Origin of the sequence: Candidatus Accumulibacter sp. ACC003 (genome assembly GCF_907163085.1) — a bacterium.
Taxonomy (GTDB): Bacteria; Pseudomonadota; Gammaproteobacteria; order Burkholderiales; family Rhodocyclaceae; genus Accumulibacter.
In genome coordinates this window covers 559,183-580,994 of the sequence record NZ_CAJQTX010000001.1, presented here as the reverse complement: position 1 = coordinate 580,994, position 21,812 = coordinate 559,183, and the positions used below count along the sequence as shown (strand labels likewise).

Annotated in this window: 19 protein-coding genes, 1 tRNA gene and 1 pseudogene; 6 read left to right on the top strand and 15 right to left on the bottom strand. The window is 63.9% G+C overall.

Annotated elements, in window-relative coordinates; genetic code table 11:
• Nucleotides 1-288 precede the first annotated feature (288 nt).
• The 3 genes and pseudogenes from QZ656_RS02630 to cobA form a co-directional block, all read left to right on the top strand.
• On the top strand, nt 289-1,041 hold the full coding sequence (locus tag QZ656_RS02630) for an SDR family oxidoreductase (protein WP_291991915.1): 753 nt from the start codon (nt 289-291) through the stop codon (nt 1,039-1,041).
• 52 nt (nt 1,042-1,093) lie between these two features.
• Nucleotides 1,094-1,915 carry a pyruvate, water dikinase regulatory protein gene (locus QZ656_RS02625; RefSeq protein ID WP_291991914.1) on the top strand — a complete coding sequence of 274 codons (822 nt, stop codon included), beginning with the start codon at nt 1,094-1,096 and terminating at the stop codon, nt 1,913-1,915.
• Nucleotides 1,916-2,197: 282 nt separating this feature from the next.
• A pseudogene (cobA, locus tag QZ656_RS02620) lies at nt 2,198-2,959 on the top strand (uroporphyrinogen-III C-methyltransferase); the annotation flags it as partial.
• 7 nt (nt 2,960-2,966) lie between these two features.
• Here the strand turns inward: cobA and QZ656_RS02615 are convergent.
• Together QZ656_RS02615 and QZ656_RS02610 are read right to left on the bottom strand one after the other, a co-directional pair.
• Nucleotides 2,967-3,869: a 1,4-dihydroxy-2-naphthoate polyprenyltransferase gene (locus QZ656_RS02615; RefSeq protein WP_291991913.1), complete on the bottom strand. Its 903-nt coding sequence runs from the start codon at nt 3,867-3,869 to the stop codon at nt 2,967-2,969.
• Between the two features lie 114 nt (nt 3,870-3,983).
• A tRNA-Leu gene (locus QZ656_RS02610) sits at nt 3,984-4,070 on the bottom strand.
• 165 nt (nt 4,071-4,235) lie between these two features.
• On the opposite strand from QZ656_RS02610, the gene queA reads away from it, so the two are divergent.
• The 3 genes from queA (at nt 4,236) to QZ656_RS02595 (ending at nt 10,060) form a co-directional block, all read left to right on the top strand.
• The gene (gene queA / locus QZ656_RS02605) at nt 4,236-5,279 is read left to right on the top strand and encodes a tRNA preQ1(34) S-adenosylmethionine ribosyltransferase-isomerase QueA (RefSeq protein ID WP_291991912.1); all 1,044 of its coding nucleotides are present in this window, start codon (nt 4,236-4,238) and stop codon (nt 5,277-5,279) included.
• A 109-nt stretch (nt 5,280-5,388) separates the two neighbouring features.
• Complete coding sequence (locus tag QZ656_RS02600) at nt 5,389-7,560, top strand: hypothetical protein (RefSeq protein WP_291991911.1); 2,172 nt, start codon at nt 5,389-5,391, stop codon at nt 7,558-7,560.
• Nucleotides 7,561-8,935: 1,375 nt separating this feature from the next.
• Complete coding sequence (locus tag QZ656_RS02595; RefSeq protein ID WP_366522080.1) at nt 8,936-10,060, top strand: DEAD/DEAH box helicase; 1,125 nt, start codon at nt 8,936-8,938, stop codon at nt 10,058-10,060.
• Between the two features lie 310 nt (nt 10,061-10,370).
• On the opposite strand, the gene QZ656_RS02590 is transcribed toward QZ656_RS02595, so the two are convergent.
• From QZ656_RS02590 to atpD, 13 genes are all read right to left on the bottom strand, one after another.
• Entirely contained in the window at nt 10,371-11,228 is an 858-nt protein-coding gene (locus QZ656_RS02590) for a DUF4338 domain-containing protein (RefSeq protein WP_291991910.1), read from the bottom strand.
• On the bottom strand, nt 11,225-12,925 hold the full coding sequence (locus QZ656_RS02585) for an IS66 family transposase (protein ID WP_291991655.1): 1,701 nt from the start codon (nt 12,923-12,925) through the stop codon (nt 11,225-11,227). Before QZ656_RS02585 ends, QZ656_RS02590 begins: the two co-directional genes overlap by 4 nt.
• Nucleotides 12,926-13,540: 615 nt before the next feature.
• The gene (locus QZ656_RS02580; protein ID WP_291991909.1) at nt 13,541-14,434 is read right to left on the bottom strand and encodes an ADP-polyphosphate phosphotransferase; all 894 of its coding nucleotides are present in this window, start codon (nt 14,432-14,434) and stop codon (nt 13,541-13,543) included.
• 34 nt (nt 14,435-14,468) lie between these two features.
• The gene (locus QZ656_RS02575) at nt 14,469-15,368 is read right to left on the bottom strand and encodes a F0F1 ATP synthase subunit gamma (protein WP_291991908.1); all 900 of its coding nucleotides are present in this window, start codon (nt 15,366-15,368) and stop codon (nt 14,469-14,471) included.
• The gene (locus tag QZ656_RS02570; protein WP_291991907.1) at nt 15,368-15,733 is read right to left on the bottom strand and encodes an HPF/RaiA family ribosome-associated protein; all 366 of its coding nucleotides are present in this window, start codon (nt 15,731-15,733) and stop codon (nt 15,368-15,370) included. The genes QZ656_RS02575 and QZ656_RS02570 overlap by 1 nt, the downstream gene beginning before the upstream one ends.
• Before the next feature lie 52 nt (nt 15,734-15,785).
• Nucleotides 15,786-17,363, bottom strand: coding sequence for an alternate F1F0 ATPase, F1 subunit alpha (locus tag QZ656_RS02565; RefSeq protein ID WP_291991906.1), 1,578 nt, complete (start codon nt 17,361-17,363; stop codon nt 15,786-15,788).
• On the bottom strand, nt 17,360-18,193 hold the full coding sequence (locus QZ656_RS02560) for a F0F1 ATP synthase subunit delta (protein ID WP_291991905.1): 834 nt from the start codon (nt 18,191-18,193) through the stop codon (nt 17,360-17,362). The genes QZ656_RS02565 and QZ656_RS02560 overlap by 4 nt, the downstream gene beginning before the upstream one ends.
• Nucleotides 18,194-18,196: 3 nt before the next feature.
• Nucleotides 18,197-18,478: a F0F1 ATP synthase subunit C gene (locus tag QZ656_RS02555; protein ID WP_291991904.1), complete on the bottom strand. Its 282-nt coding sequence runs from the start codon at nt 18,476-18,478 to the stop codon at nt 18,197-18,199.
• A gap of 34 nt (nt 18,479-18,512) precedes the next feature.
• Nucleotides 18,513-19,208, bottom strand: a complete 696-nt coding sequence (locus QZ656_RS02550) for a F0F1 ATP synthase subunit A (protein WP_291991903.1) — start codon at nt 19,206-19,208, stop codon at nt 18,513-18,515.
• Nucleotides 19,198-19,512 carry an ATP synthase subunit I gene (locus QZ656_RS02545; RefSeq protein WP_291991902.1) on the bottom strand — a complete coding sequence of 105 codons (315 nt, stop codon included), beginning with the start codon at nt 19,510-19,512 and terminating at the stop codon, nt 19,198-19,200. The genes QZ656_RS02550 and QZ656_RS02545 overlap by 11 nt, the downstream gene beginning before the upstream one ends.
• Nucleotides 19,505-19,843, bottom strand: a complete 339-nt coding sequence (locus tag QZ656_RS02540) for an AtpZ/AtpI family protein (RefSeq protein ID WP_291991901.1) — start codon at nt 19,841-19,843, stop codon at nt 19,505-19,507. The genes QZ656_RS02545 and QZ656_RS02540 overlap by 8 nt, the downstream gene beginning before the upstream one ends.
• On the bottom strand, nt 19,836-20,225 hold the full coding sequence (locus tag QZ656_RS02535; RefSeq protein ID WP_291991900.1) for a F0F1 ATP synthase subunit epsilon: 390 nt from the start codon (nt 20,223-20,225) through the stop codon (nt 19,836-19,838). Before QZ656_RS02535 ends, QZ656_RS02540 begins: the two co-directional genes overlap by 8 nt.
• Entirely contained in the window at nt 20,215-21,702 is a 1,488-nt protein-coding gene (atpD, locus tag QZ656_RS02530; protein ID WP_291991899.1) for a F0F1 ATP synthase subunit beta, read from the bottom strand. The genes QZ656_RS02535 and atpD overlap by 11 nt, the downstream gene beginning before the upstream one ends.
• Between the last annotated feature and the right edge of the window lie 110 nt (nt 21,703-21,812).

Sequence of the window (21,812 nt, the reverse complement as noted above, 5' to 3'; positions counted from 1 at the left end):
CGCACGCCGCACTGGTACCGCAGCGAAGCGCTGTCGACCGGCGCCAAAGTTTGCGCCGCGCGCAAGCAGCGGCAATCCCCGTGGCGGATGCCCGCACCGCAGCTCGCCGCGCGGTTTGCCCCCAGGAAGCCACACGTCGGCAGCGCCGAGTGGCGCCATTGATCTACCCGGCGGATGGCTTCGGCGCCGCCGCCGGCGACGTGCTGCGCGGTTTGCGCGTAACCGACCCAGCGACCATAATGCGTGCTTCCGCCAGCCCTTGCGGCCGGCATGACAAGGAGACACTAGATGGATCTGTGGGCGTGTCCGGCGGTGGTCACCGGCGCAGCATCGGGCTTGGGCGCAGAGACGGCGCGTTATCTCGCCGAGGCGGGAGCCAAGGTAGCGCTAATCGACATCGACGCCGTTGGCGTCCAGAAGGTCGCCGACGAGATTGGCGCGCTGGCGATTCCCTGCGACGTGGCCAATTCACTGTCGGCGGAGAATGCCCTGGCGACGGCGCGCGATGCGCACGGCGCGGCGCGCGTGCTGGTGCACTGCGTCGGTCGCGGCCACTCCGAGCCAACGCTCGGCGCCAATGGCCCGCTGCCGCTCGAGGACTTTCGCCAACTCGTCGAGGTCAATCTGATCTCGACCTTCAACATGATGCGGCTGGCGGCCGCCGACATGGCGCGCCTGAAACCACGTTCCAACGGCGAGCGCGGCGTCATCCTGTCGACGGCGTCGGTCGCGGCATACGACGGCCAGAGCGGCGAGGCGGCGTATTCGGCGTCCAAGGGCGGCGTCGTCAGCATGATCCTGCCCGCTGCCCGCGAGCTGGGTCCACTCGGCATCCGCGTCGTCGGCATTGCCCCCGGCCTGTTCGGCACGCAAACGCTGTTCGCCATGGAAAAGAACCTCGACTCCCGGCTGGCGCACCAGATCCCCTTCCCACACCGCTTCGGCGACCCGGCCGAATTTGCCATGCTGGTTCTGCACGTCCTGAAGAACGTGATGATCAACGGCACGGTGCTGCGCCTCGACGGCGGCTACCATCGCTGATTCCGCAGCCGTAGAAATGGTCACCGACGCGACCTTAACCGGAAGGGGAAAAATGAGCAAAACGCTGGTTCTGCACCTGGTCTCGCATGCATCCGGCGAGCTCGTCGAGCTGCTCGCACGCAACGCGCTGAACCAGCTCGAAGGCGTGCAGGTCGAGCGGCGGCTGTGGAAGATGGTCCGCCACCTCGGCCAGATCCCCGAGATCCTCGGCGAAATCGCGCAGTCTCCGGGTTACGTCCTGCACAGCATCAGCCACACCGACCTGCGTCAGGCGCTCGAGGATGGCTGCAGCCGTCTGCTGGTTCCGTACCAATTCGCCCTCGAACCGCTGATCAGCCACCTCGCCGAATACGCCGACGCCGCCGTGCACTTTCACAACAGTTCGCGCGATGCCTTTGACGAGGATTACTACCGCCGCGTCGAAGCCATGAAATATACCCTGGCCCACGACGACGGCATCGCCAGCGATGATCTCGATAGCGCCGACGTGATCGTTGTCGGCGTCTCGCGGGCGACCAAGACACCGACCTGCATGTATCTGGCGTCACGCGGCATCAAGGCCGCCAACGTCCCACTGGTGCCGTTCTCGCAGCCGCCGATGGGGCTGCTGAAAGCCAGGGGACCGCTGATCGTCGGGCTGACCGTCGACCCGACGCGGCTGGCGCGCGTGCGCTCGGCGCGCTTGCGGGCATGGGACAACGAAGACAGCCAGTACAACGACTTCAGCGCCCTGCGCAAGGAGGTGCAAGACGCACGCCGCTTGTTCGTCGCGCGTGCCTGGCCGGTCATTGACGTCACGCATCGTTCGATCGAGCAGGTGTCGTCGATGATCATCGACCTGCTAAGGGCACGCGCCAAAGGCGCGGACTTGTAGCGAGGGCAGCGAGCGGGCGCGCGGCGACAACCAACCGCGGCCACAGGGCGGCCGACAGCAACAGGGTGGGCACTTTCATCGTGCTTCCTTGCCGGGGTTGAGGTGCCGGAGATCATGTCTGCACCGCCCCTTTCCTTGACCTCCATCAAATATTTATGCGCGTGGCGTGTTTAAGGTGGCGTCCCGAGGCATTCGAGTTGAATTACCCTGCCCGGGACGCTTATGCTTGCACCTCGGCAAAAAATGGAAAAAACAGGAATGAGTCAAACGCCCGCCCCCACGTCAGTCGGAACCGTGTACATCGTCGGCAGCGGTCCAGGAGACCTCGACCTCCTGACCCTGCGCGCGGCGCGGCTGATCGGCCAGGCCGACGCCATCGTCTACGATCATCTGATCGCCGACGGCGTGCTCGATCTGGCGCGTGCGGACGCCGAAAAGATCTACGTCGGCAAGAAAAGCTCCAATCACTCGGTGCCGCAGGAGCAGCTCAATCGCCTGCTGGTGAAGTTGGCGCGCGCCGGCAAAACGGTGGTCCGCCTGAAGGGCGGTGACCCTTTCATTTTCGGGCGCGGCGGCGAAGAGATCGAGACCCTGGTCGAGTCGGCGATCCCCTTCGAAGTCGTTCCGGGAGTGACCGCCGCGGCCGGCTGCGCGGCCTACGCCGGTATCCCGCTCACCCATCGCGAGCACGCGCAAGCGGTCGCTTTTGCCACCGGCCACCTCAAGGACGGGACGATCAATCTCGACTGGCCGGCGCTGGCGCGGCCGCGGCTGACCGTCGTCTTCTACATGGGCGTCGGTGGGCTCGCCGAGATTTGCCGCCAGATGATCGCCCACGGCTTGCCCGAAGACCACCCGGCGGCGGTCGTACAGCATGGCACGACGCGCCGCCAGCGCGTGCTGGCCGCCGATCTGGCAACGCTGCCGGGGAAAGTTGCAGCGGCCGGCATCACGTCGCCAGCGCTGATCATCGTCGGCACCGTTGTCCGCCTGCACAAGAAGCTGGCCTGGTTCCAGTCGCCGGGCGTCGATACCCCGCGCTGAGCGGCGCTCAAACGAGGATCGCCACGCTCAGCAAGAGTCCGAAGAAGAGCTGCAGCCGGGCGGTACTGGCCAGCAGTTGGTTGAAGACCGGACCCGCCAGCGCGTCGCGAAAACGCTTGAGCAGCAACAGCGCCGGCGGTAGCGCCAGCAGCGGCAAGGCCAGCCAGCCGCCGCCGCCGACCAGGACCGCCAGCCACGGCAGCAGGGCAAAGGGCAGCAATATTTCGCTTGCGTAGACCCACGCCGCCGCGCGCCGACCGAGAACGACCGCCAGGGTACGCTTGCCGACCCGGCGATCGCTGTCGAGGTCGCGGGTGTTGTTGACGGTGATCACGGCCGCGCCGAACAGCCCCAGCATCGCTCCGGCCAGCAGTACCGCCGGGCTGATCGTCAGCGTCTGCAGGTAGTAGCTGCCGCCGACCGCCGCCAGGCCAAAGAACAGCAGGACAAACAGTTCGCCGAGCGGCGCGTAGGCGATCGGCCGTGGTCCGCCGGTGTACGCCCAGCCGGCGAGCAAGGACGCCAGACCGATGGCGACAATCGGCCAGCCGCCGAGGTAGACCAGATAAATTCCGAAGTTGAAGGCCAGCGCGAAAGCGACCAGGGCCGCGCGCCGCACGGCAAGGGCCGGCAGCCAGCCCATGGCCGTCGCCCGCGGCGGCCCCAGGCGGTCCGGCGCGTCGGCGCCACGCTCGAAATCGGCGACGTCGTTGTGCAGGTTGGTGGCAATCTGGATCAGCAAGGCCGCCGCCAGGGCAAGCAGCGCCGCCGGCCAGTGCAGCGAGCCGCTGTGCGCCGACGCCAGCGCGTTGCCAAGGACTACCGGGACCAGGGCAACGGTCAGCGTCTTGGGGCGAATCGCCAGCCACCAGGCGGCGAAGCCGGATGGTGGCGTAGCGCAGTCGTTCACCGCCAAGCGGCCTCCTGCGCGCCGGTCGACCGGCCGCGCAGTCGTCGGCGGCCGCTTCGGCTCGCCCGCAGGGGTGTTATGATGCGCGCCCTGGCCGGCCAGTACTGTATTGGGTGGTGCCGAGAGGGGGAATCGAACCCCCACGATGTCACCATCGGCGGATTTTGAGTCCGCTGCGTCTACCGATTCCGCCATCTCGGCTTTGGCTCGAAGTTGCCGAGCCAGAAGAGCTGCGGATTATCGCTGATTCTCCGAGCGCCGACAAGCTACAAAAGCGGCCATAAACCGGCCGATTGAACTGATTCCGGTTAACATCGGCGGTGCCGGCCGCCGCCGCTCGACAACCATTCGCTGGCAAACCACTGCATGCTGACCCTCGACGACTTCGACTTCGACCTTCCCGACGAACTGATTGCCCAGCACCCGAGTGGCGAACGGACCGCCAGCCGGCTGCTGCAGGTGGACCACGACGCGCTCCACGATCGCCGTTTCGGCGCCCTGCCCGGGCTGCTCGACGCCGGCGACCTGCTAATCTTCAACGACACGCGCGTCATCCGGGCGCGGCTTTTCGGCCGCAAGGAAAGCGGCGGCCAGATCGAAGTCTTCATCGAGCGCATCGTCGACGCCCGGCATGCGCAGGCGCAGATCCGCGCCAGCAAGTCGCCCAAACCCGGCAGCCGGATTGTCCTCGAAGACGCGATCAGCCTGGTCGTCGGCGCCCGCTGCGGTGAGCACGACGAATTCTTCGAGCTCGAACTCGATCGCCAACAGCCGGGCGCAGGTGACCTCTGGTCCTTGATTGAGGCCCATGGCCGCTTGCCGCTGCCGCCGTACATCACCCACCCGGCAAATGCCGACGATGAAGCACGCTACCAGACGGTCTTTGCCCGCCACCCCGGCGCCGTTGCCGCGCCGACCGCCGGCCTGCATTTCGACGACGCGCTGTTTGCGCAGCTCGCGCAACACGGCGTCGAAGCGGCGTGGCTGACGCTGCACGTCGGTGCCGGCACTTTCCAGCCGGTGCGCGTGCACCACGTCGCCGACCACCGCATGCACGCCGAACGCTTCGCCATCCCGCCGGCTACGGTCGCCGCCATCGCCGCCACGCGCGCCCGCGGCGGCAAAGTCATCGCCGTCGGCACCACCAGCCTGCGCGCGCTCGAAGCCGCCGCGCAGCACGGCGCACTGGCCGCCGGCGCCGCCGAGACCGACATCTTCATCACCCCGGGCTACCGTTTTCAGGTCGTCGACCGGCTGCTCACCAACTTTCACCTACCGAAGTCGACGCTGCTGATGCTCGTCTCGGCCTTCGCCGGAGTCGACAGCATCCGCGCCGCCTATCGACACGCGATCGCCGGCCGTTACCGCTTCTTCAGCTACGGCGACGCCATGCTGTTGACCCGCCGGTGAGTCTCGCGCCCGCTTTGCCCGCCTGGCACCCCCACCAGTCGCCGTGGCCAACGATCCCTGCCAACAACTCTTGCGATCAGCAAGGACACTTCGCGACACACGCCCAGAAATGAATAAACCCAGCTTGAACCGCAGCGCCATCGAGCAACTCGACCGACTCGGCCTGCCGCCAAACACGCACAAGGTCGCACTGGCGTGCGCGCTGCTGTGGACTTTTCGCAGCAACACCGACGTGTACCGCCTGCTCGCCTTGAGCGGCCTGCAGAACAGCGCCGGCAAGGCCTTCACCGCCAGCGACGTCAAGGCCGCCAACCAACAACTGCGCGACAGCGACCTGCTCGTCGACGAGAACGCGCGCGCCACCACCTTTCAGCTGGTGGACGCACTGCGCGCGCCGCTGTACCGGCAACTGCTCGACACCCACCCGGGCAACACGCTGGCCCAACTGATCGTCGATCTGGACCATTTCGACCCATCCAGATCGACGCACTACTGGCCTACCGCCAACCTCCCGACGGCCATCGCCTACGTTCGCGCACGCTTCCATTCGGGAGCGCCCGGCGAGGAACTGGCACACGTCAAGAACGTCCTGAGTCGATCGATTGAATGGTCGACGATCGTCATCAAGGGGATTTTGCTACCCTTTGACGGGCCTACTTTCGAGCATATCGAGCCGGTCTGGCGTTCGCAGCTCGCTGATCAAGCGGTCGCCACGCTGTGCCGCTACTGGATACCCGACTACCTGCCGATCGCCGACTGGGCGTGCGAACAGCTACGACAAGACCCCGATCGCTTGTCCGACGACCTGCGCCTGGCGCTCGGCGACCTGGCCATGCAGCGCGGCGATGCCGATCTGCTGCACGCCGCGCTGCCCGAGAGCAACGAGGGACTCGACGCCGGCGTCTACGCCGCGGCGCTGGTCGTTGATGGCCAGTGGGCGGCCGGGCAGGCGGCGTTCGAAGCTGCTTTCAAGCAGCGAAAAAGCGAAACCGGCGCCGCCAAGAACCTGCTGCCGCTCAGTGTCATCTGGCTCTATCCGCTGTCGCTGCTCGCCCAATCGACGCCCAAGCACCTCGAACTGGCGCGCCGCTTCTGCGTCGGCGAAGCCGGTAAGCGTGACCCCAGCCCCTACGACCGCTGGGGACGTTGGGTGCACGCCATCGACGTACGCCTCGGCAAGGCAGCCATCGTCCGCGCCGCTTTCCAGCCCGAGGCCGAGCCACGCTACAGCTGGGCGCTCGAATCGCTGTGGGCGATCGTGCTATCGGCCTGGCTGGGCCGCGAGATGATCGCCGACGCCGACCCGCGCGTGCCGCTCTCCGAGTGGCGAGAAACGATCGACTTTGTCCGCCAGCGGCTACAGATGTGTCGGCTGCCAGCGCTGCAGAAGCTGCTCGACGGCTGCGAGGCGGTACTCGACGGCCGCGACCCGCCGGCGGGCTTTTTCGTCGCGGGTTCCGGCGACAAGTGGCGGGAGGTCCTCGCCGCCCTGCAAGCGCTCGGCGGCGATCAGCCAGCCGCCGCCAAGGGTGGCGAGTCATCGCGCGTGCTGTGGGAGCTCGAGATCGGCAGCCGCGGCGATCTGCTTGGCATCAGGCCGCTCGAACAGAAGCGCGGCCAGCGCGCCTGGGGCCGAGCACGCGCGCTGAGCCTGGTGAAACTCGCCGGCAACCAGCAACTGGCGACGTGCGACGCCAAGGTCGCGCGCGCGCTGCGCGCCGAGCCGGGTTACCGCAACCGCTACACCATCGACCTGGCGGCGGCCATCGTCGCGCTGGTCGGCCACCCGTGCATCGTCCTGGCGAACTCTCCCGAGCAGTTCGTCGAGTTGACCGAAGCGGCGCCAGAACTCGACCTGGTGCGTCAGGGCGAACGCTTCGTAATGCGCGTCGAGCCGCCGCTGCGGCCCCGCCCACCCACCAATACGCACGATTCGCAAACGCGCGACGACGCTCGTCGCCGGAAACAGGCCCGCAACGGCAGTGCGGACCTACGGGTTGCACGCTTCACCGGACAAGACAGACCGCGCAGCATGAAACAAAGCAGATACAACGGTAAGATCAAGAGGAGTCAAGCTATTTATCAGACATGGAGTACAGCACAGAGACCGGAAGAGCACACAGCACCTGGAGAGCACAGGACGGCGAACGAGAACCAACGAGATACACAGCATGGCAAGGCGCTGACCGCGCGAAGTACTCCGCCGCAGGATTCAGAGGGGGGTAGACACCATGAACCACATGGCAGAGGCCAGGGTAATGCGCAGGCCGTTAGAGTTTGACGCAGGAGCGGGACGGTCGCGGGAAGCAGAGGCAGAGAGACAGCCGGAGAACCCGTCGCCGCTCCGGCGACGAACTGACGCTGCGCTGGGTCGTCGCGGACCGCTCGCGACACGAGCGCGGGTACCACGGGCAGCCAGCGGCACGCACAGCGGCCGCAAGTGCCGCCTAGAACTGGCGCGGTGATCACGGCAGAGCCCGAGAAACACGCTACACACACAGGAAGAAGAGAGGGGGGGAGAAGAGCGCACAACAGCGGGAAGGGGGATACGTCAAACAAGGCGAGCGGCCGCCCTCTCGAACGCACGCGTGCATCGACGGCACCGCGAACCGCTGAGTACCATCGAACAAGTGTGCACGACGGGCGGGACGAGAGAAGCACGGCACAAAAACGGTCGAAGGACTAGAAGGCCAGGAGACGCGCCTGGGTCTCCCGGCCCCCACCCCCCCCGAAGGTCGAGCCGGCACCGTACAAATGGAGTGGAATCGCGCAAACGGCGGACTAAGAGAGAGACGGCGGGGTTCTGGAACGCGGAATCGAACGACAGGCGAGGGGAAGAAGGAGACCATCGAGCGAGCAGAGGTCAGCCGCGAACGGAGAATGGTTACGGGACGGCGGGAGGCGCAGAGCGACTCATATCGAAGAGTAGTAGGAAGGGGGACGTAATCCTGCAGAAAACTAACTAAACACACGTACTCACGCCGACACCGCAGAGCAAGCGCACAGTGAGGAAGAAAAGGAGGCGGTGTTCACATCGGCCAGATGGGCACACAGCGGGCGTCGGTAGTGCACGCCGGACGCTGATACGCAAGCGCTGGTGCGCGAGAAACAGAAGAGATTGAGAAAGAGCTGACCTGCGGCGGGACGGTGCAGCTAGGAAAACGACAAGGGAGCGGAGGCAAAGGCGACAAGGGGCACCAATCAAGCAGCGAAGGAGCGTTCAGGGACCTCAGTGGACAGAATCACGGAGACCGCCATGCGCCGGTAAGGGCCCAGCCAGGCCAGCGAAAGCCGAAAGGCGTTGACACGAGGGGAGTGCTGCACCAGGGCCAGCGGATGCGGACAGTGAAGGTCGAGGAAGGACGGCGAGGGTCAAGGGCATTGTAGCCTAGGGCCACTGCACGGAAATGGCACGGCATGAGATGGCGGGCATACATGGGGCCTCGAGGAAAAAAGACCTGTGGCAAGGAGTCTCGGAGGCAGTGCTCGGATGCGAAACGCGGCGCACACAGCATAGCCAACGAAAATGGGCACACGGCGAGAGGATCAAGAGTCGCGCGGCGCGCGTTCACGAGCGAAAACAAGCGAGCTGAAAAGAGACGCCCGTAGCCAGTCTACCGCCCCGCGCCGACGCCAGCGACAGCGAGCGCGAGGAATTGGTCAGCAAAGCCGGCCCGCAGGATCTCCTGATCGTTTCCTACACCCTGCTGCAACTGGCGCAGGAACGCTTTGCCGGGCGTCGCTGGCACACGCTGATCGCCGACGAGGCGCAGGCGATCAAGAACGCCGCCGCCAAACGCTCGCAAGCGGTGTTCGGCCTCGACGCCGATTTCCGTCTGGCGCTGACCGGCACGCCGGTGGAAAACCGCCTGGCCGACCTCTGGTCGATCATGCGCTTCGCCAACCCCGGCCTGCTCGGCAGCCTGCACCGCTTCAACGAACGCTTCGCCGGGCCGATCGAACGTAACCGCGACCGCGAAGCGCAACACGTCCTCAAGCGCCTGGTCGGCCCCTTCGTCCTGCGCCGCACCAAGTCCGAAGTGCTGCAGGAACTGCCGCCGCGCACCGAGCTGATCCTGACGGTCACTCCCGAGGCCGCCGAAGCCGCGCACTACGAAGCGCTGCGCCGCGAGGCGACGAACGAGATCGACAGCGAAATCGACAGCACGCCGCAAGCGCAGGCGCGCTTCAACATCCTGGCGCTGCTGACGCGACTGCGCCGCGCCGCCTGCGACCCACGCCTCAGCAGCCCCGAATTCGGGATCGCCGGCGCCAAGGTTCAGGCCTTCGCCGAACTCGCTTCCGAGCTCGTCGAAAACGGCCATAAAGCACTTGTTTTCAGCCAGTTCGTCGACTTTCTCAAAATCCTGCGCGAACCACTGGATCAGGCCGGCATCGCCTATCAATACCTCGATGGCGCCACGCCGGCGGCCGAGCGCACACGCCGCGTCGCCGCTTTCCAGGCCGGTGAGGGCGACCTCTTCCTGATCAGCCTGAAAGCCGGCGGCTTTGGCCTCAACCTCACCGCCGCCGACTACGTGGTGATCACCGACCCGTGGTGGAACCCGGCTGCCGAAGACCAGGCGATGGGTCGCGCACACCGCATTGGGCAACTGCGGCCGGTGACCGTTTACCGCCTGGTCACCAAGGGCACCGTCGAGGAACGAATCGTCGACCTGCACCACGAAAAACGCGCGCTTGCCGACAGCATCCTCGCCGAAGGCGAAGCCAGCGCGCTGCCCTCGACCGACGATCTGGTCGCGCTGATCCGCGGGCAATGAGCCGGTGCTGCGAAGCTGGCGAGCCGCTCCGGCCGCACCCAAGCCGGTACCGATCGGCCGCTACTGTTGCTGCGCGTGTCGGCGCTCCTGTTCGCGGCTACCGGCGTGCGTCGCCGCGCCGGTAGCTGCTGCGAGTGACTGAAGGCGCTGCCGGCGGAGCTGTTGCTGAAAGTGTCGAAGCGACTGCTGCACGACGTCAACGAGTTGCAGGATCGGCTGAAGCAAAACCCGGGCAACAGCTGGCGGCCACCGAGTATAAAGGTAAGTATTCGGCCAACCCGTAGCGCGCCAGCGCCATTGCCGAGGCGGGTTAGCGGCAGAGGACTGATCGGAAGGCTCTGTGAAGGGGATAGAGCCAGATATCCTTGATCGGGAGGATCGACTTGCGGGTGGGGCACTTCTTGCCTCGGCCGGCGGTTTGGCCGACCTTGATCCAGTTGGCGGCCTGGTAGCAGGTGCCGCGATGGCGGGGCGTCTCGACGAAGGTTTCGAGTAGTACGGGGCGGTAGCCGTAGCGCGCCAGCCAGTCCTTGGGCAATTGCCGCTGCATAAGCGAGAGGATCTTGGAGGCCAGGCCCTTGCACTGGATCCAGGGCAGGATCAGAAAGCGGGCATTGTTCACCACCAGTTGCAGGTTCCTTTGTCGCTGCTCATCGTGCCAACCGATGAATTGCTCGCGCGCGGCGAGTTTCCAGGCGCTGGCGCCGAAGCTGAGCAAGGCGACCAGGGTCTCGCCGGCGAAGACGAAGTAGCGGCTCTGACTGCCCGCCATGGGCGTGTGGCCGAGATAGTGGTAGCGGGCGATGTACTCGTTCCACAGACGCGAGTTCGCCGAACCGACGACCTGATGCAGACGCAGCGGCGGCAGTTCATGCACCGGCTGGGTGAGCAACGGTTGTGGATCGGTGGCGTGAGTAGGCAGATACTCGGGTTGGCGAGGAGCGGCCCGTCGTGCCGCCGGCAGGGTGAGCAGGCCGTCGGCCTGCATACGCAGCATGGCCACCCGGCAGGTCATATCCTTCAGCTCGCCATTGGGCTTACGCCAGTCGAAGAGCTCACACACCTGGCGCGACAGTTGCGCGCGGCTGCTGCCAGGATGGGCTTCGATCAGGCGGCAGAGGGCCTGCAGTTCGTCGTCGGTAAAGTGACGCCCGCAATAAGGCTTCACGAGCTATCGATGGGACGGCTCTGATCGACCGGGATGCCACGCATCTGAGCCAGTCGATCGGTCGCCATCGCCCAGGGCAGAAAGGCACTCAAGTCCGTCGGCGGCAGGTTGCCGTTGGCGGCGCAGGCCTCCAGATACGCCGTCAGCCAGGTGCGCGGGTTGATTCCCCACAAGCGCAGCGTCAGCAGCAAGCTGAACATCGTCGCGGCGAGTGCGCCGGACCAGAGACTGCCCGACCCATAGAAGTTCTTGCGTGCGACCACCGGCGTGCGCTGTGCGCGCTCGGCGGCATTATTGTCCATCGCCACCTCGGGGCGGTCGACAAAGACGGTCAGGCCGGACCAATGTTTGCGCATGCTTCGCAGCACCTTGCTCGCCGGCATTTTGAGCGCCGGGTTCGCCAGTTCGCTTTCCCGTTGACTGGCCATTTGCGTGATCGCCTGCCGCAAGGCGCGGTCGCGTTCGGCCCACTGTACTGGGTCGCTACGGACTTCCAGGCGCCGTCCATTCAAGTGGTAGAGCTGAGCGATCTGCTCGACCCAGGCCAGTGCCCAGTCCGCGAGCTCCGGATGGGCGTTGGCCAGTTCCAGGAAATCACGCCGCTGATGTGCCCAGCAGAAAGCCAGAATGAAGTGGTCAAGAACTCGCGCGAGCTTCTTGTAGGCCGAATAGCGATCACAGATGATGACTCCTCCGGCGCTACCGGAGAGCTCCCGGATCGGCACCGCCGCCGAGCGGCTCGGGTCGAGCACGAAGTGGATGACCGATGGGCCGTGGAACACCCAGAAATACCAGCGATGTCCGACCTTCCCTTCGGTCTCGGCAAAGACCCGCCAGCGGGTCTCGTCTGCGTGCCACTGTTTCTCGCTGCGTAGTTGGCCAAGCAGTGCTTCTTCAAGCGGCTCGAACAGCGGTGCCAAGGCACGCAGTCCGCCGGCCACCGTTCCTGCCGAGAGCGTCAGTCCGTGGTCGGACAAGTCTCGCAGAAGCCGATGCGTCGGCTGGCCGTACAAGAACTTCGACAGCAGCAGGTGCACCCAGATCGACACGCCGTACTTTCCACGCGGGATCAATCGTGCCGGCGGTGGCGCGGTCAGAATACCCCGCGCGCCCGAACACTGACAGGTCCGCCGGTAGCGCCGCCGGCAGATCTTCCGGCGGTAGGCCTTGACCTCGATCTCGAGGACTTCACTGTCTTCCGTGCCGGGAAAGTCGACGTAGCCCAGACCACAGTCCGGGCAATGCGGGCAGTCGATGTCGATGACCTCGATCTGCGTCGGCAAGTGACTTTCCGGGTTCCGCCCGTGACCCGCTGCTCCCGGTTGCTGACCTCGAGCTCGCGACGATTTTTGGTCCGCCGCCGGGTTCTTCTCGGCTCCCGAAGAGCGTTCTGACTTGCGACCAAACAGGCGTTTTTGCAGATCGCGGATCTTGCCCTTGGCCTGCTCCAGTTCGCTGCGCAAGGCCGCCTCGCGCGCCGCCGCTTGCGCCATTTCCACCCGATGAGCGGCCTCCGATTGCGCCAACCGAACCAGCGCTTGTCGATGTTGGCTCCGCCAGAAGCTGGCCTCCCAGCGGAGCTTGATTTCCTGCTCCTTGGTCAACGTCACCAACACCTCGGCGAACGGCGCCACTTGGCGGTGACTTGCCGCCGATCCTCCGCCAATGATGTCCGCACCCGTGTCCATGCGCCGCATGGTGCCGGATTTCCGCTGCTGTGTCCAGTCCAGATTTCCGGTCTACCCGCCAATCGCTGACTGAACCACGCCGACCAAAAAAGCGGGGGCTACGGGTTCACCGAATACTTACGTATAAAGGCGCCGTGGGAGAAGTGGCGCGAGCCAGCCGTGGAGAACGACGGCTACGCCGGCATTCTCATCAGCGATGCTCACGTGACCTACCGGGGCTGGGAAAACCGCCTGCGCTGCTGGCCGCACCTGATGCGCAAGTTACGAGGGCTGGCCGAATCGAGTGATGGCCGGGTATCCCGGCTTGGAAACGAGATGGAAGGTATCCTGCCAGCGCTGATGGCGGCCATCGACGCGGCGCGGCTAGAGCCGCCGCCGCAACAGCGCTACCGCAGCGCTACGCCGCCGAGGTCAAACGATTCCGACACCTGTGCGAGGCGTAACAGACGGCTGAACATCCGGGCCTGCGCCGGGTCGTGCACGAATTCCTCTACGACTGGAAAGTCATCCTGCGTCCGCTCGCGGAGCCCCTGCTGCCGCTCGCAAAGGCTTACCGCTCCCCGCTATCCCGGCTGCCGTACAGGGGAGTGAACGATTACTTCAAGAATGCCGACTTGGCCTGGATCATTTGCCGCCCGGGCTTTCCTTGATCAACTGTTCGCGAATCGACAACAGCTCTTTCCTTCGTGCCGCGTCGGTTTCTGGATAATCCATTTTGAGCGCCCTGAAGGTATCCAGAACAATTCGGGAAACGATCAGCCGGGCGTTCTTCTTGTCGTCGGCGGGAACCACGTACCAGGGCGCCTGTTCCGTGCTTGTCGCGCCAAGGCATGCCTCGTAAGCCTGCATGTACTGATCCCAGTATTTTCTTTCTTCGAGGTCGGCGACGCTGAATTTCCAGTTCTTGTCCGGATCATCGATACGTGCGAGAAAGCGCTTGCGCTGCTCTTCCTTCGACAGGTGAAGAAAGAACTTGATGACCCGGGTGCCGTTTCGATAAAGATGGCTCTCCAGGTCCACGATTGAGCGATAGCGATCCTGCCAGGTCGCCTTCTCCTCAATGATTCCTTCCGGCAGCCGTTGACTCAGCAGAATCTCCGGATGCACGCGAACGATCAACACTTCCTCGTAGTAGGAACGATTGAAGATGCCGATCCGCCCGCGTTCGGGCAGGGATCGCGTGGTGCGCCAGAGAAAGTCATGATCCAGCTCGATCGCGCTCGGGTGCTTGAAGCTGAACACCTGACATCCCTGCGGATTGACGCCGGACATCACGTGGCGGATGGCGCCGTCCTTGCCGGCGGCGTCCATCGCCTGGAAAATCAGCAGCACCGCATAGCGGTTGGAGGCGAAATGAACACGTTGCAGGGTGTTTAGCTCCTGCTCGTGTTCCTGGAGTCGCTTGGCGTACTTCTTCTTCGACTTGTACACGGGCTCTACGAGCGTCGGCCATTTTTTGAGATTGACCGGTTTTCCTTCCGGCACGCGGAAATCACTGGAATCGATTTCGGTATTCATGGCTTTCTCTGCTCCTTCAAGGTCCGCCCTGAAGCTACTTTTCTGTCGATAAGGCTTCAAATCCGGAGGTCACATCGAACAATTCTTCGTCGATACTGCTTTGACGCAGGCGGTGGAAGCTGCCGTTGTACGTTTCCAGCAATTCGTCGATATTCTTGTCGGCGCGCTGCATCGCCGCCAGTCGGCTGGCGTTTTCGCTGGCCAGGGATTCGGCGCAGGCCCGGAACAGCGAGACGAAGAGATATTCGCGGATCAGCGCGCGCAGGGTCGCCGTGTTGTCGCCGTGGTCTCCGAGTACCTCGGGCAGATTGCTGGTCGGCCACGGCAGTTCGGCCAGATCGCGCCGCCAGCTGTCGTCCAGCGGCAGCAGGCGCTGAGTGACGGGTTCGAATGCCGCACCGGCGGTCGGGCGGTTGTAGAACAGGTGAAGTTCGCCTCCGTCATCCGCGTCGCGGTGCGCCTCGCTGTCGACCAGTATCTGCCCTGCAAGTGGAGCAATGCCGGCAATCGAAGTCGGCACCGTAAAACGGCCTACTGGCGATAGTCCGGCGTCGAACAGGCGCCCGTACACGCGCTCGCCAACTGCCCAGACCTGCAGCTTGCCGGGCAGTGCAGCCAGCTTTGTTACCGCGAAATCGGCCACCACGTCATTGAAGCGCCCGACCAGTCCCTGATCGGAACCGAAAACGATAGCACCCACGGTGGCCGTATCGGCGTGACCTTTGCGTGCCGGTACGGCCGCGGCCAGAGCACTTTTTCGGAAGCAGATGCTCAGGCCCAGTTCCACTGTCCGGTGATAATCGCCCAGAGCACGCACCGATTGCTCATACTGGCCGATGCTGGACGCGGCCAGGGCCTTCATGGTGCGCACGACCGACTGGAGTTCGCCGGCGCTGTCGATCTTACGGCGCAGGCTCGCCGTGGTATCGCTCATTACTCCTCCGGGGGTGGCGATCCGGGCAGTGACAAATCGGCCGGATGCCGCTTTTGATTGCGCCGCTTGTCGAGCGTGCTGTCGATCGCCCTGGTCAATTTCTCCAGGGCACCGGCAGTCGCCTCGCGCAGGGTCGACGCGTGCTGCGTCACTGCAATCGGTGCACAGCCGCCAAGGCGGGCCTCCATCGTGCAGCGTTTGTCGTTGGCTCCGCTCTTGCCGCCGTTTTCGTCGGTGAGGTGCACCTCCACCCGCGTGATGTGCTCACTTTGTCTGTCCAGCCCGCTCTTTACGGCGTCGCTGGCCCAGACGGACAAGGCCTCGTGACCGTCGATGTTGTGGGCGGCATTGATTTGTATGTGCATGGCTTTTTTTCCTCTGGTGATGATGCTTGCTGCATTACCGCTTGGAGAGTCGCTATTTCCCGTTTGCGGGCTTGGCTTCGGATTCCAGCTGTGATTCTGGCGTCGGCTGGAAGGGGGCAAGCGCTTGGCGGGCGATGTCGATGATGGCCTGGCGATCTTCATCGCTTAGCTTGTCGGCGCTGTCGAAGCGCGCCGAGACCGCGGCCGGAATCCTCGCCGCCGCCTCCTGAACGGCGCGTTCGGCATCCTTCATGTCTTCCAGGGGCACGGTGTCGAACAGTTTTTCAATCAGCGCCAGCAGGACGGCGATCTGCGCGGACACGGGCACGGGGGCGAATTCCGGCTGCTGAAGACAGGAGCGGATGCGCTTGCCGTGCTCGACAGTCTTGCGCGTCTCCTCGTCGAGGCGGGCGCCGAAGCGGGAAAAGGTTTCGAGCTCCTCGAACTGCGCATAGGCAAGCTTGAGGTCGCCCGCCACAGCGCGGTAAATGGCGCGTTGCGCCTTGCCGCCGACGCGTGATACGGATTTCGCCACATCGACTGCGGGCAGGACGCCCAGCTCGAACAGTGACGGCGAGAGATAAATCTGCCCGTCGGTAATCGAAATGAGATTGGTCGGAATATAGGCGGAAATATTTTGCGCTTCGGTCTCGATGATCGGCAGCGCCGTGAGCGAGCCACCGCCGCGTTCCTGGGAGAGATGCGTCGCCCGTTCCAGCAAGCGCGAATGGATATAAAAAATGTCACCGGGAAAAGCCTCACGGCCGGGCGGGCGGCGCAGCAGGAGCGAGAGCTCGCGATACGCACGCGCATGATGGGTGAGGTCGTCATAGACGATCAGCACGTCGCGTCCCGCTTCCATGAAATGCTCGGCGATGCTGGTCGCCGCGTAGGGTGCGATATAGGCCAGACCGGGTGGGTCGTTGCCCTCGGTGACGACGACAACGGTGTAGTCCATCGCGCCCTGTTCGTGCAGGTTGGCAACCAGCTTGGCGACGGCGGAAGCGCGCTGGCCGATGGCGCAATAGACGCACAGGATGTCGCGGCCGCGCTGGTTGAGGATGGTGTCGAGGGCGATTGCGGTCTTGCCGGTGCGGCGGTCGCCGAGGATCAGTTCGCGTTGGCCCTGGCCGATCGGAATCAGCGCATCGACCACCTTGAGCCCGGTCTGCAGCGGTACGGTAACGGGCGCGCGATCCATGATCGCCGCCGCAGAGCGTTCGATCGGCAGGCGTCCGGTCTCGGCTAGCGCGCCCTTGCCGTCGAGCGGCTGACCAAGCGGATTGATGACGCGGCCGAGCAGTGTGTCACCGACCGCAACATCCATTATCCGGCCCGTACGTTCGACCGCATCGCCTGCTTGCAGCTTCGCATAGTCGCCGAGCAGAACGACCCCAATGTCGTCCTCATCGACGTTGAAGGCAATGCCGAAAATACCGCGTGGAAACTTCAGCAATTCCTCGAAGCCGACGCCGGGTAGGCCAGAGACGTGCGCGACGCCGGTGGAAACACTGGTGATGGTGCCGCTTTCGCGCGGGCTCAGCTGCGCTGCAAAGGCTTCCCGCGCCTTGCCAATGTCGACCAAGGTCCGGTCAAATACGCTCTGCAAGGTCTCGGCTGCCGAATTCATTGCGGCCTCGCCGTGGACTTCGATGGCTCCGGTGCGGATTTGGCTTTGCTCTCGGGTTTGACTTCGGGCTGGTCATTTTCTTGCAGCAGTTCGCCCACGCTCTGTTCCAGCGCGCTGAGGTAATCGGCAATACTCCAGGCTATTTTTTGCCCGCCGGCGTTGAGTTCGACGCCGCTCACCAGATCCGGTGCGGTTTCGAAGCGGACTTGGATAGCCGCCGAGAAAGTCTCATTGATCACTTTTTGGATCATCGTCTGCTGACCCTCGGGCAGCTCAAAAGCGCTGCGCAACAAAGCCTGCCCGGAGGCCGTCTTGAGCGCCTTGGCGAAAACCACCTTGGCCTCGTCGGAGAGCGCTCGCAGACGGTCGATGAAGATGTCGCCGATACGTTCGTCCAGACTTGCGCCGGCAAGATCGGTAAGCACTTTTCGCGCGATGGCAAACACTTCTTCCCGGGTTTTGCGACTGATCGTCTTGCTCAGCTTGCGCGCGTCGCCGAGCAGGGTTTCCTGCCGCTTGGCGCTCAATGCATCGGCCGCCTGGCGCGCCTCATCGAACAGCCGCTGGCGTTCTGTCTGCGCCTCTTCGCTCGCCTTGGTCAACAAGGCGGCGCGCTGCTGGTCGAACTCGTCGTTCTTTTGCACGAACTTGTCGCGCTCACTTTTTGCCTCGCTTTCTTTCGCCGCGGCGTCGGCGAGTTTTGCGGCGATCCGCTTCTCGCGGCCATCAATGGCGTGCAGAATCGGCTGATAAAGAAAGCGCTTCATCAACCACACCAGGACGAGGAAGTTGAGCGCTTGCGCGCCGACGGTGAACCAGTCGATCAACATGGCTTACTTTCCCGCGTTCTGGGCGATGACGTAATTCCAGAACGGGTTGGCGAAAATGAGGATCATCGAGACCACGAAGCAATAGATGGCCGTGGATTCGATCATCGCCAGACCGACAAACAGCGTTCGGGTGATGGTGGCGGAGGCGTCGGGCTGCTGCGCCAGCGAGCTGAGCGCGGTGGCAACCGCCCGGCCCTCGCCAAGCGAAGGGCCGATGACCCCGATGGCGATGGTGATGCCGGCGGTGATGATCGATGCCACTGCAATGATGGTCATGCTGTCCATGGGTCTTCCTTTGCTCTCTTTGGTAATGCGTGCTTCAAGGCGCGGCTTGCGCAGCGATTCCTGGCTTGCGAACGTGCATCGCGGCCGCGATGTAGACGGCGGCCAGGATGCTGAAAATGTAGGCCTGCACCATGCCGGTAAGCAGGCCGAGCAGGGTCATCAAGACCGGGAAAACGAATGGCGTGATGGTCAGCAGGATGGCAATGATCATCGAGCCGCTCATCATGTTGCCGAACAGGCGCACCGCCAGTGCCAGGGTGCGCGAAATTTCACTGATGATGTTGAACGGCAGCATGATCACCGTTGGCTCGATGTAGGACTTGAGGTAGCCGCCCAGGCCCTGGTCTTTGATGCCGAACAGCGGTACCGCCACCAACACGCACAGCGCCAGCGCCGCCGTGGTCGACAGCGAAGCCGTCGGTGGCTCGTAGCCGGGAATGACGGTGCATAGCGCAGCGCTGGCGACAAACAGGAACAAGGTGCCGAGGAAGGGGAGAAATTTCCGCGCCTGCGACAGGCCGACATCTTCAATCTGTCCTGCGATGCCGGTGACGACGATTTCAAGAAAGTTCTGCCAGCGCGAGCGTTTCAGCCCGCTGGAAAGCTTGCGCGTGATCAACAGCGAGCCGACCGTCAGCAGCAGCATCAGCCCCCAGGTGAACACGATCGTGCCATTGAGCTTGAGAAATCCGTGCTGCCAGAAAATGATTTCGTCGGGACTAAGACGCATGGCTGATCCCCTGTGCGCGCTGGTTTTCTCGTTCGACCGGCGGCCGAGTCAAGCGCACCGCGATCAAACGCACGACGACAAAGCCGACCAGACACGCCAGCAAGCGCCGCCAATCGGCGTGGCCGACGGCATAAAACCCCGCCAGCGCGATGCTCATACGCAATAGCACGCTGCCCAGGAAGAGCAGCGCCGGTCGTCGCGATGAAACGGCTCTTTGTACCGTCCACCACAGGCCGCCGAAGAAAACCGCGCCGAGTGCAAAACCGGCCATGCCCGCCAGCGCCAATGCGAGGATCTCATTCATCGTCATCTTCCGCTTCCTCGCGCATCGCCTTGTCTTCCTTGTCTACCCAGTGCCAGGCGTTCAGGCAGCCAATCGCGAGCCCCGCCATCAACAAGGCCAGCGTCCAGGAATGCTGACCCGGGTGGTGTTTGTCCACCCACAGTCCGAGTGCCGCGCCGAGCAAGGTCGGTACGGCCACCGACCAGCCGACCAGGCCCATCATGCCCAGCCCGAACCAGACCCCCGGCGCGGCGTTGCGCCGCGCCTTGAGCTTGCGCGTCGCTTTGGCGGCTACCTTATCGGTGAAGGCTGAAGCGCTTTTCGATGCCTTGCCGGGGGCTTCGTCAACCATGTTGAAAGGCTGCGAAGCGGTGCAGAAATCCGCTTTCCAGTTTGGCCATGACCGTACGTACGCCCTGCTCCTGCTCGTCAATGGTCAGAAACTCCTTCGCGACCGCCGTACGTAGTTGACCGAGATCCTTGCCGCTGACGGCGCGGCGTACCGAAACCAGCACCTCCGCGCCGGTCTTGACCAGCACCCCTTCATCGACGGCGACAAAAATTTCATCGCCCGCTTCGATCTCATAAGTCAGGATTCCCGGCACCAGTACCGCCACGCAGTCGAGCCGCTGTGGCAGAAGCCCGAACGAACCCGCGTGCGTATCCGCGACGATGCTCGACACCCCGGTCTTTTCGTCGAATACCTGGAACGGCAGCAGAATCTTAAGATTCATGGGCGACTACCGCTGCTTCGGGTATTGCATCAGGCTTGGCCTCGGCGGCGGGCTTGGCGTCGACTTTCTTGGCGGCTTCCTCGGGGGCAGCCGTTTTCTTCGCCTCATCGATCTTGCCAATCATGTAAAACGCGCTTTCCGGCGTGTCCTTGAATTCATCGCGCAGGATGCGTTCGCAACCATCCAGCGCGTCGTTCAGGCTGACCAGTTTTCCTTTCAGATTGGTGAACTGTTCGGTCGTGAAAAAAGGCTGGGTCAGAAAGCGCTCCAGGCGGCGGGCACGAGCGACCACCTGGCGATCCACCGGCGAAAGCTGTTCGAGGCCGAGCATCGCAATGATGTCCTTGAGTTCGGCATACTGCGCCAGCGTCTGGCGAACTTCCTGTGCCAGGGCATAGTGACGTTCGCCGACGATGCCCGGCGTCGCCATGCGCGAACTGGACTGCAGCGGATCAATGGCTGGAAAAAGCCCTTCGCTGGCACGCTTGCGCGAGAGCACGATGGAGGCCGAAAGATGGGCGAAGGTATGCACCGCCGCCGGGTCGGTGAAATCGTCCGCCGGCACATACACCGCCTGGATTGAGGTGATGGCGCCCGTGTCGGTGTTGGCGATGCGCTCTTCCAGTCCGGCCAGTTCGGTGCCCATGGTCGGCTGATAACCGAGGCGGGACGGCATTTGCCCCATCAAACCGGACACTTCCATGCCGGCCTGGATAAAGCGAAAGATATTGTCGACCAGCAGCAGCACGTCGCGATGCTCGTCGTCGCGGAAATATTCGGCCATGGTCAGCGCGGCATGGCCGACGCGAAAGCGGCTGCCCGGCGGTTCGTTCATCTGTCCAAAGACCATCACCATGTTCGGCAGCACGCCAGCCGCTTTCATGTCACGGTAGAGCTCTTCGCCTTCGCGACAGCGCTCGCCGATGCCGCAAAAAATGCTGACACCGTCGTGATGCCCGATCATGTTGTGGATCATTTCCGTCAGCAATACGGTCTTGCCGACGCCGGCGCCGCCAAACAGCCCCGCCTTGCCGCCGCGCTCGAGCGGCATCAGCACGTCGATGACCTTGATGCCCGTCTCGAAAATTTCCGATTTGGTCGAGCGCCGTGCCAGCGGCGGCGGCGGCCGGTGTACCGAGCGCCACTCGACATCGGACAAGGCCCCCTGGCGATCAATGGTGTTGCCGAATACATCGAACATGCGCGAGAGAATTGCCTTGCCGACTGGCACCTGCAGCGGCCCGCCCGTGTCTTCCACTGCCATGCCACGGGCCAGGCCTTGCGTCGGGGTCAAGGCAATGCCGCGGACATGATGCGCATCACGCTGCGTCTGCACTTCGATAACGATCTGCTTGTCGTCGCCCGTACGAAGCACGGAATGAATGGGCGGCAAACATCCGTCGAAGCGTATATCCACAACGCTGCCACGCACCGAAATGACGCTGCCGACATTTGCAGGGACCTTGCTAACTTTCATTTCTCACCCGTAGACTGGCAATAGCATGGTACGCGCCTTGGCTTATTCGTAGCAACGAACCATGTTGCTTTGGCGCTTGCTGGGGAACGGGCGCTGGTGCCCCGGCCGTC

Excerpts from the sequence above, each read along its gene's own strand:
- queA (WP_291991912.1), top strand. The coding sequence starts at position 4,236 with ATGCTGACCCTCGACGACTTCGACTTCGACCTTCCCGACGAACTGATT.
- QZ656_RS02580 (WP_291991909.1), bottom strand. The coding sequence starts at position 14,434 with ATGAATACCGAAATCGATTCCAGTGATTTCCGCGTGCCGGAAGGAAAA.
- QZ656_RS02535 (WP_291991900.1), bottom strand. The coding sequence starts at position 20,225 with ATGAATCTTAAGATTCTGCTGCCGTTCCAGGTATTCGACGAAAAGACC.
- QZ656_RS02625 (WP_291991914.1), top strand. The coding sequence starts at position 1,094 with ATGAGCAAAACGCTGGTTCTGCACCTGGTCTCGCATGCATCCGGCGAG.
- QZ656_RS02570 (WP_291991907.1), bottom strand. The coding sequence starts at position 15,733 with ATGCACATACAAATCAATGCCGCCCACAACATCGACGGTCACGAGGCC.
- QZ656_RS02565 (WP_291991906.1), bottom strand. The coding sequence starts at position 17,363 with ATGAATTCGGCAGCCGAGACCTTGCAGAGCGTATTTGACCGGACCTTG.
- QZ656_RS02600 (WP_291991911.1), top strand. The coding sequence starts at position 5,389 with ATGAATAAACCCAGCTTGAACCGCAGCGCCATCGAGCAACTCGACCGA.
- atpD (WP_291991899.1), bottom strand. The coding sequence starts at position 21,702 with ATGAAAGTTAGCAAGGTCCCTGCAAATGTCGGCAGCGTCATTTCGGTG.
- QZ656_RS02560 (WP_291991905.1), bottom strand. The coding sequence starts at position 18,193 with ATGTTGATCGACTGGTTCACCGTCGGCGCGCAAGCGCTCAACTTCCTC.
- QZ656_RS02575 (WP_291991908.1), bottom strand. The coding sequence starts at position 15,368 with ATGAGCGATACCACGGCGAGCCTGCGCCGTAAGATCGACAGCGCCGGC.
- QZ656_RS02545 (WP_291991902.1), bottom strand. The coding sequence starts at position 19,512 with ATGAATGAGATCCTCGCATTGGCGCTGGCGGGCATGGCCGGTTTTGCA.
- QZ656_RS02550 (WP_291991903.1), bottom strand. The coding sequence starts at position 19,208 with ATGCGTCTTAGTCCCGACGAAATCATTTTCTGGCAGCACGGATTTCTC.
- QZ656_RS02540 (WP_291991901.1), bottom strand. The coding sequence starts at position 19,843 with ATGGTTGACGAAGCCCCCGGCAAGGCATCGAAAAGCGCTTCAGCCTTC.
- QZ656_RS02630 (WP_291991915.1), top strand. The coding sequence starts at position 289 with ATGGATCTGTGGGCGTGTCCGGCGGTGGTCACCGGCGCAGCATCGGGC.
- QZ656_RS02585 (WP_291991655.1), bottom strand. The coding sequence starts at position 12,925 with ATGCGGCGCATGGACACGGGTGCGGACATCATTGGCGGAGGATCGGCG.
- QZ656_RS02555 (WP_291991904.1), bottom strand. The coding sequence starts at position 18,478 with ATGGACAGCATGACCATCATTGCAGTGGCATCGATCATCACCGCCGGC.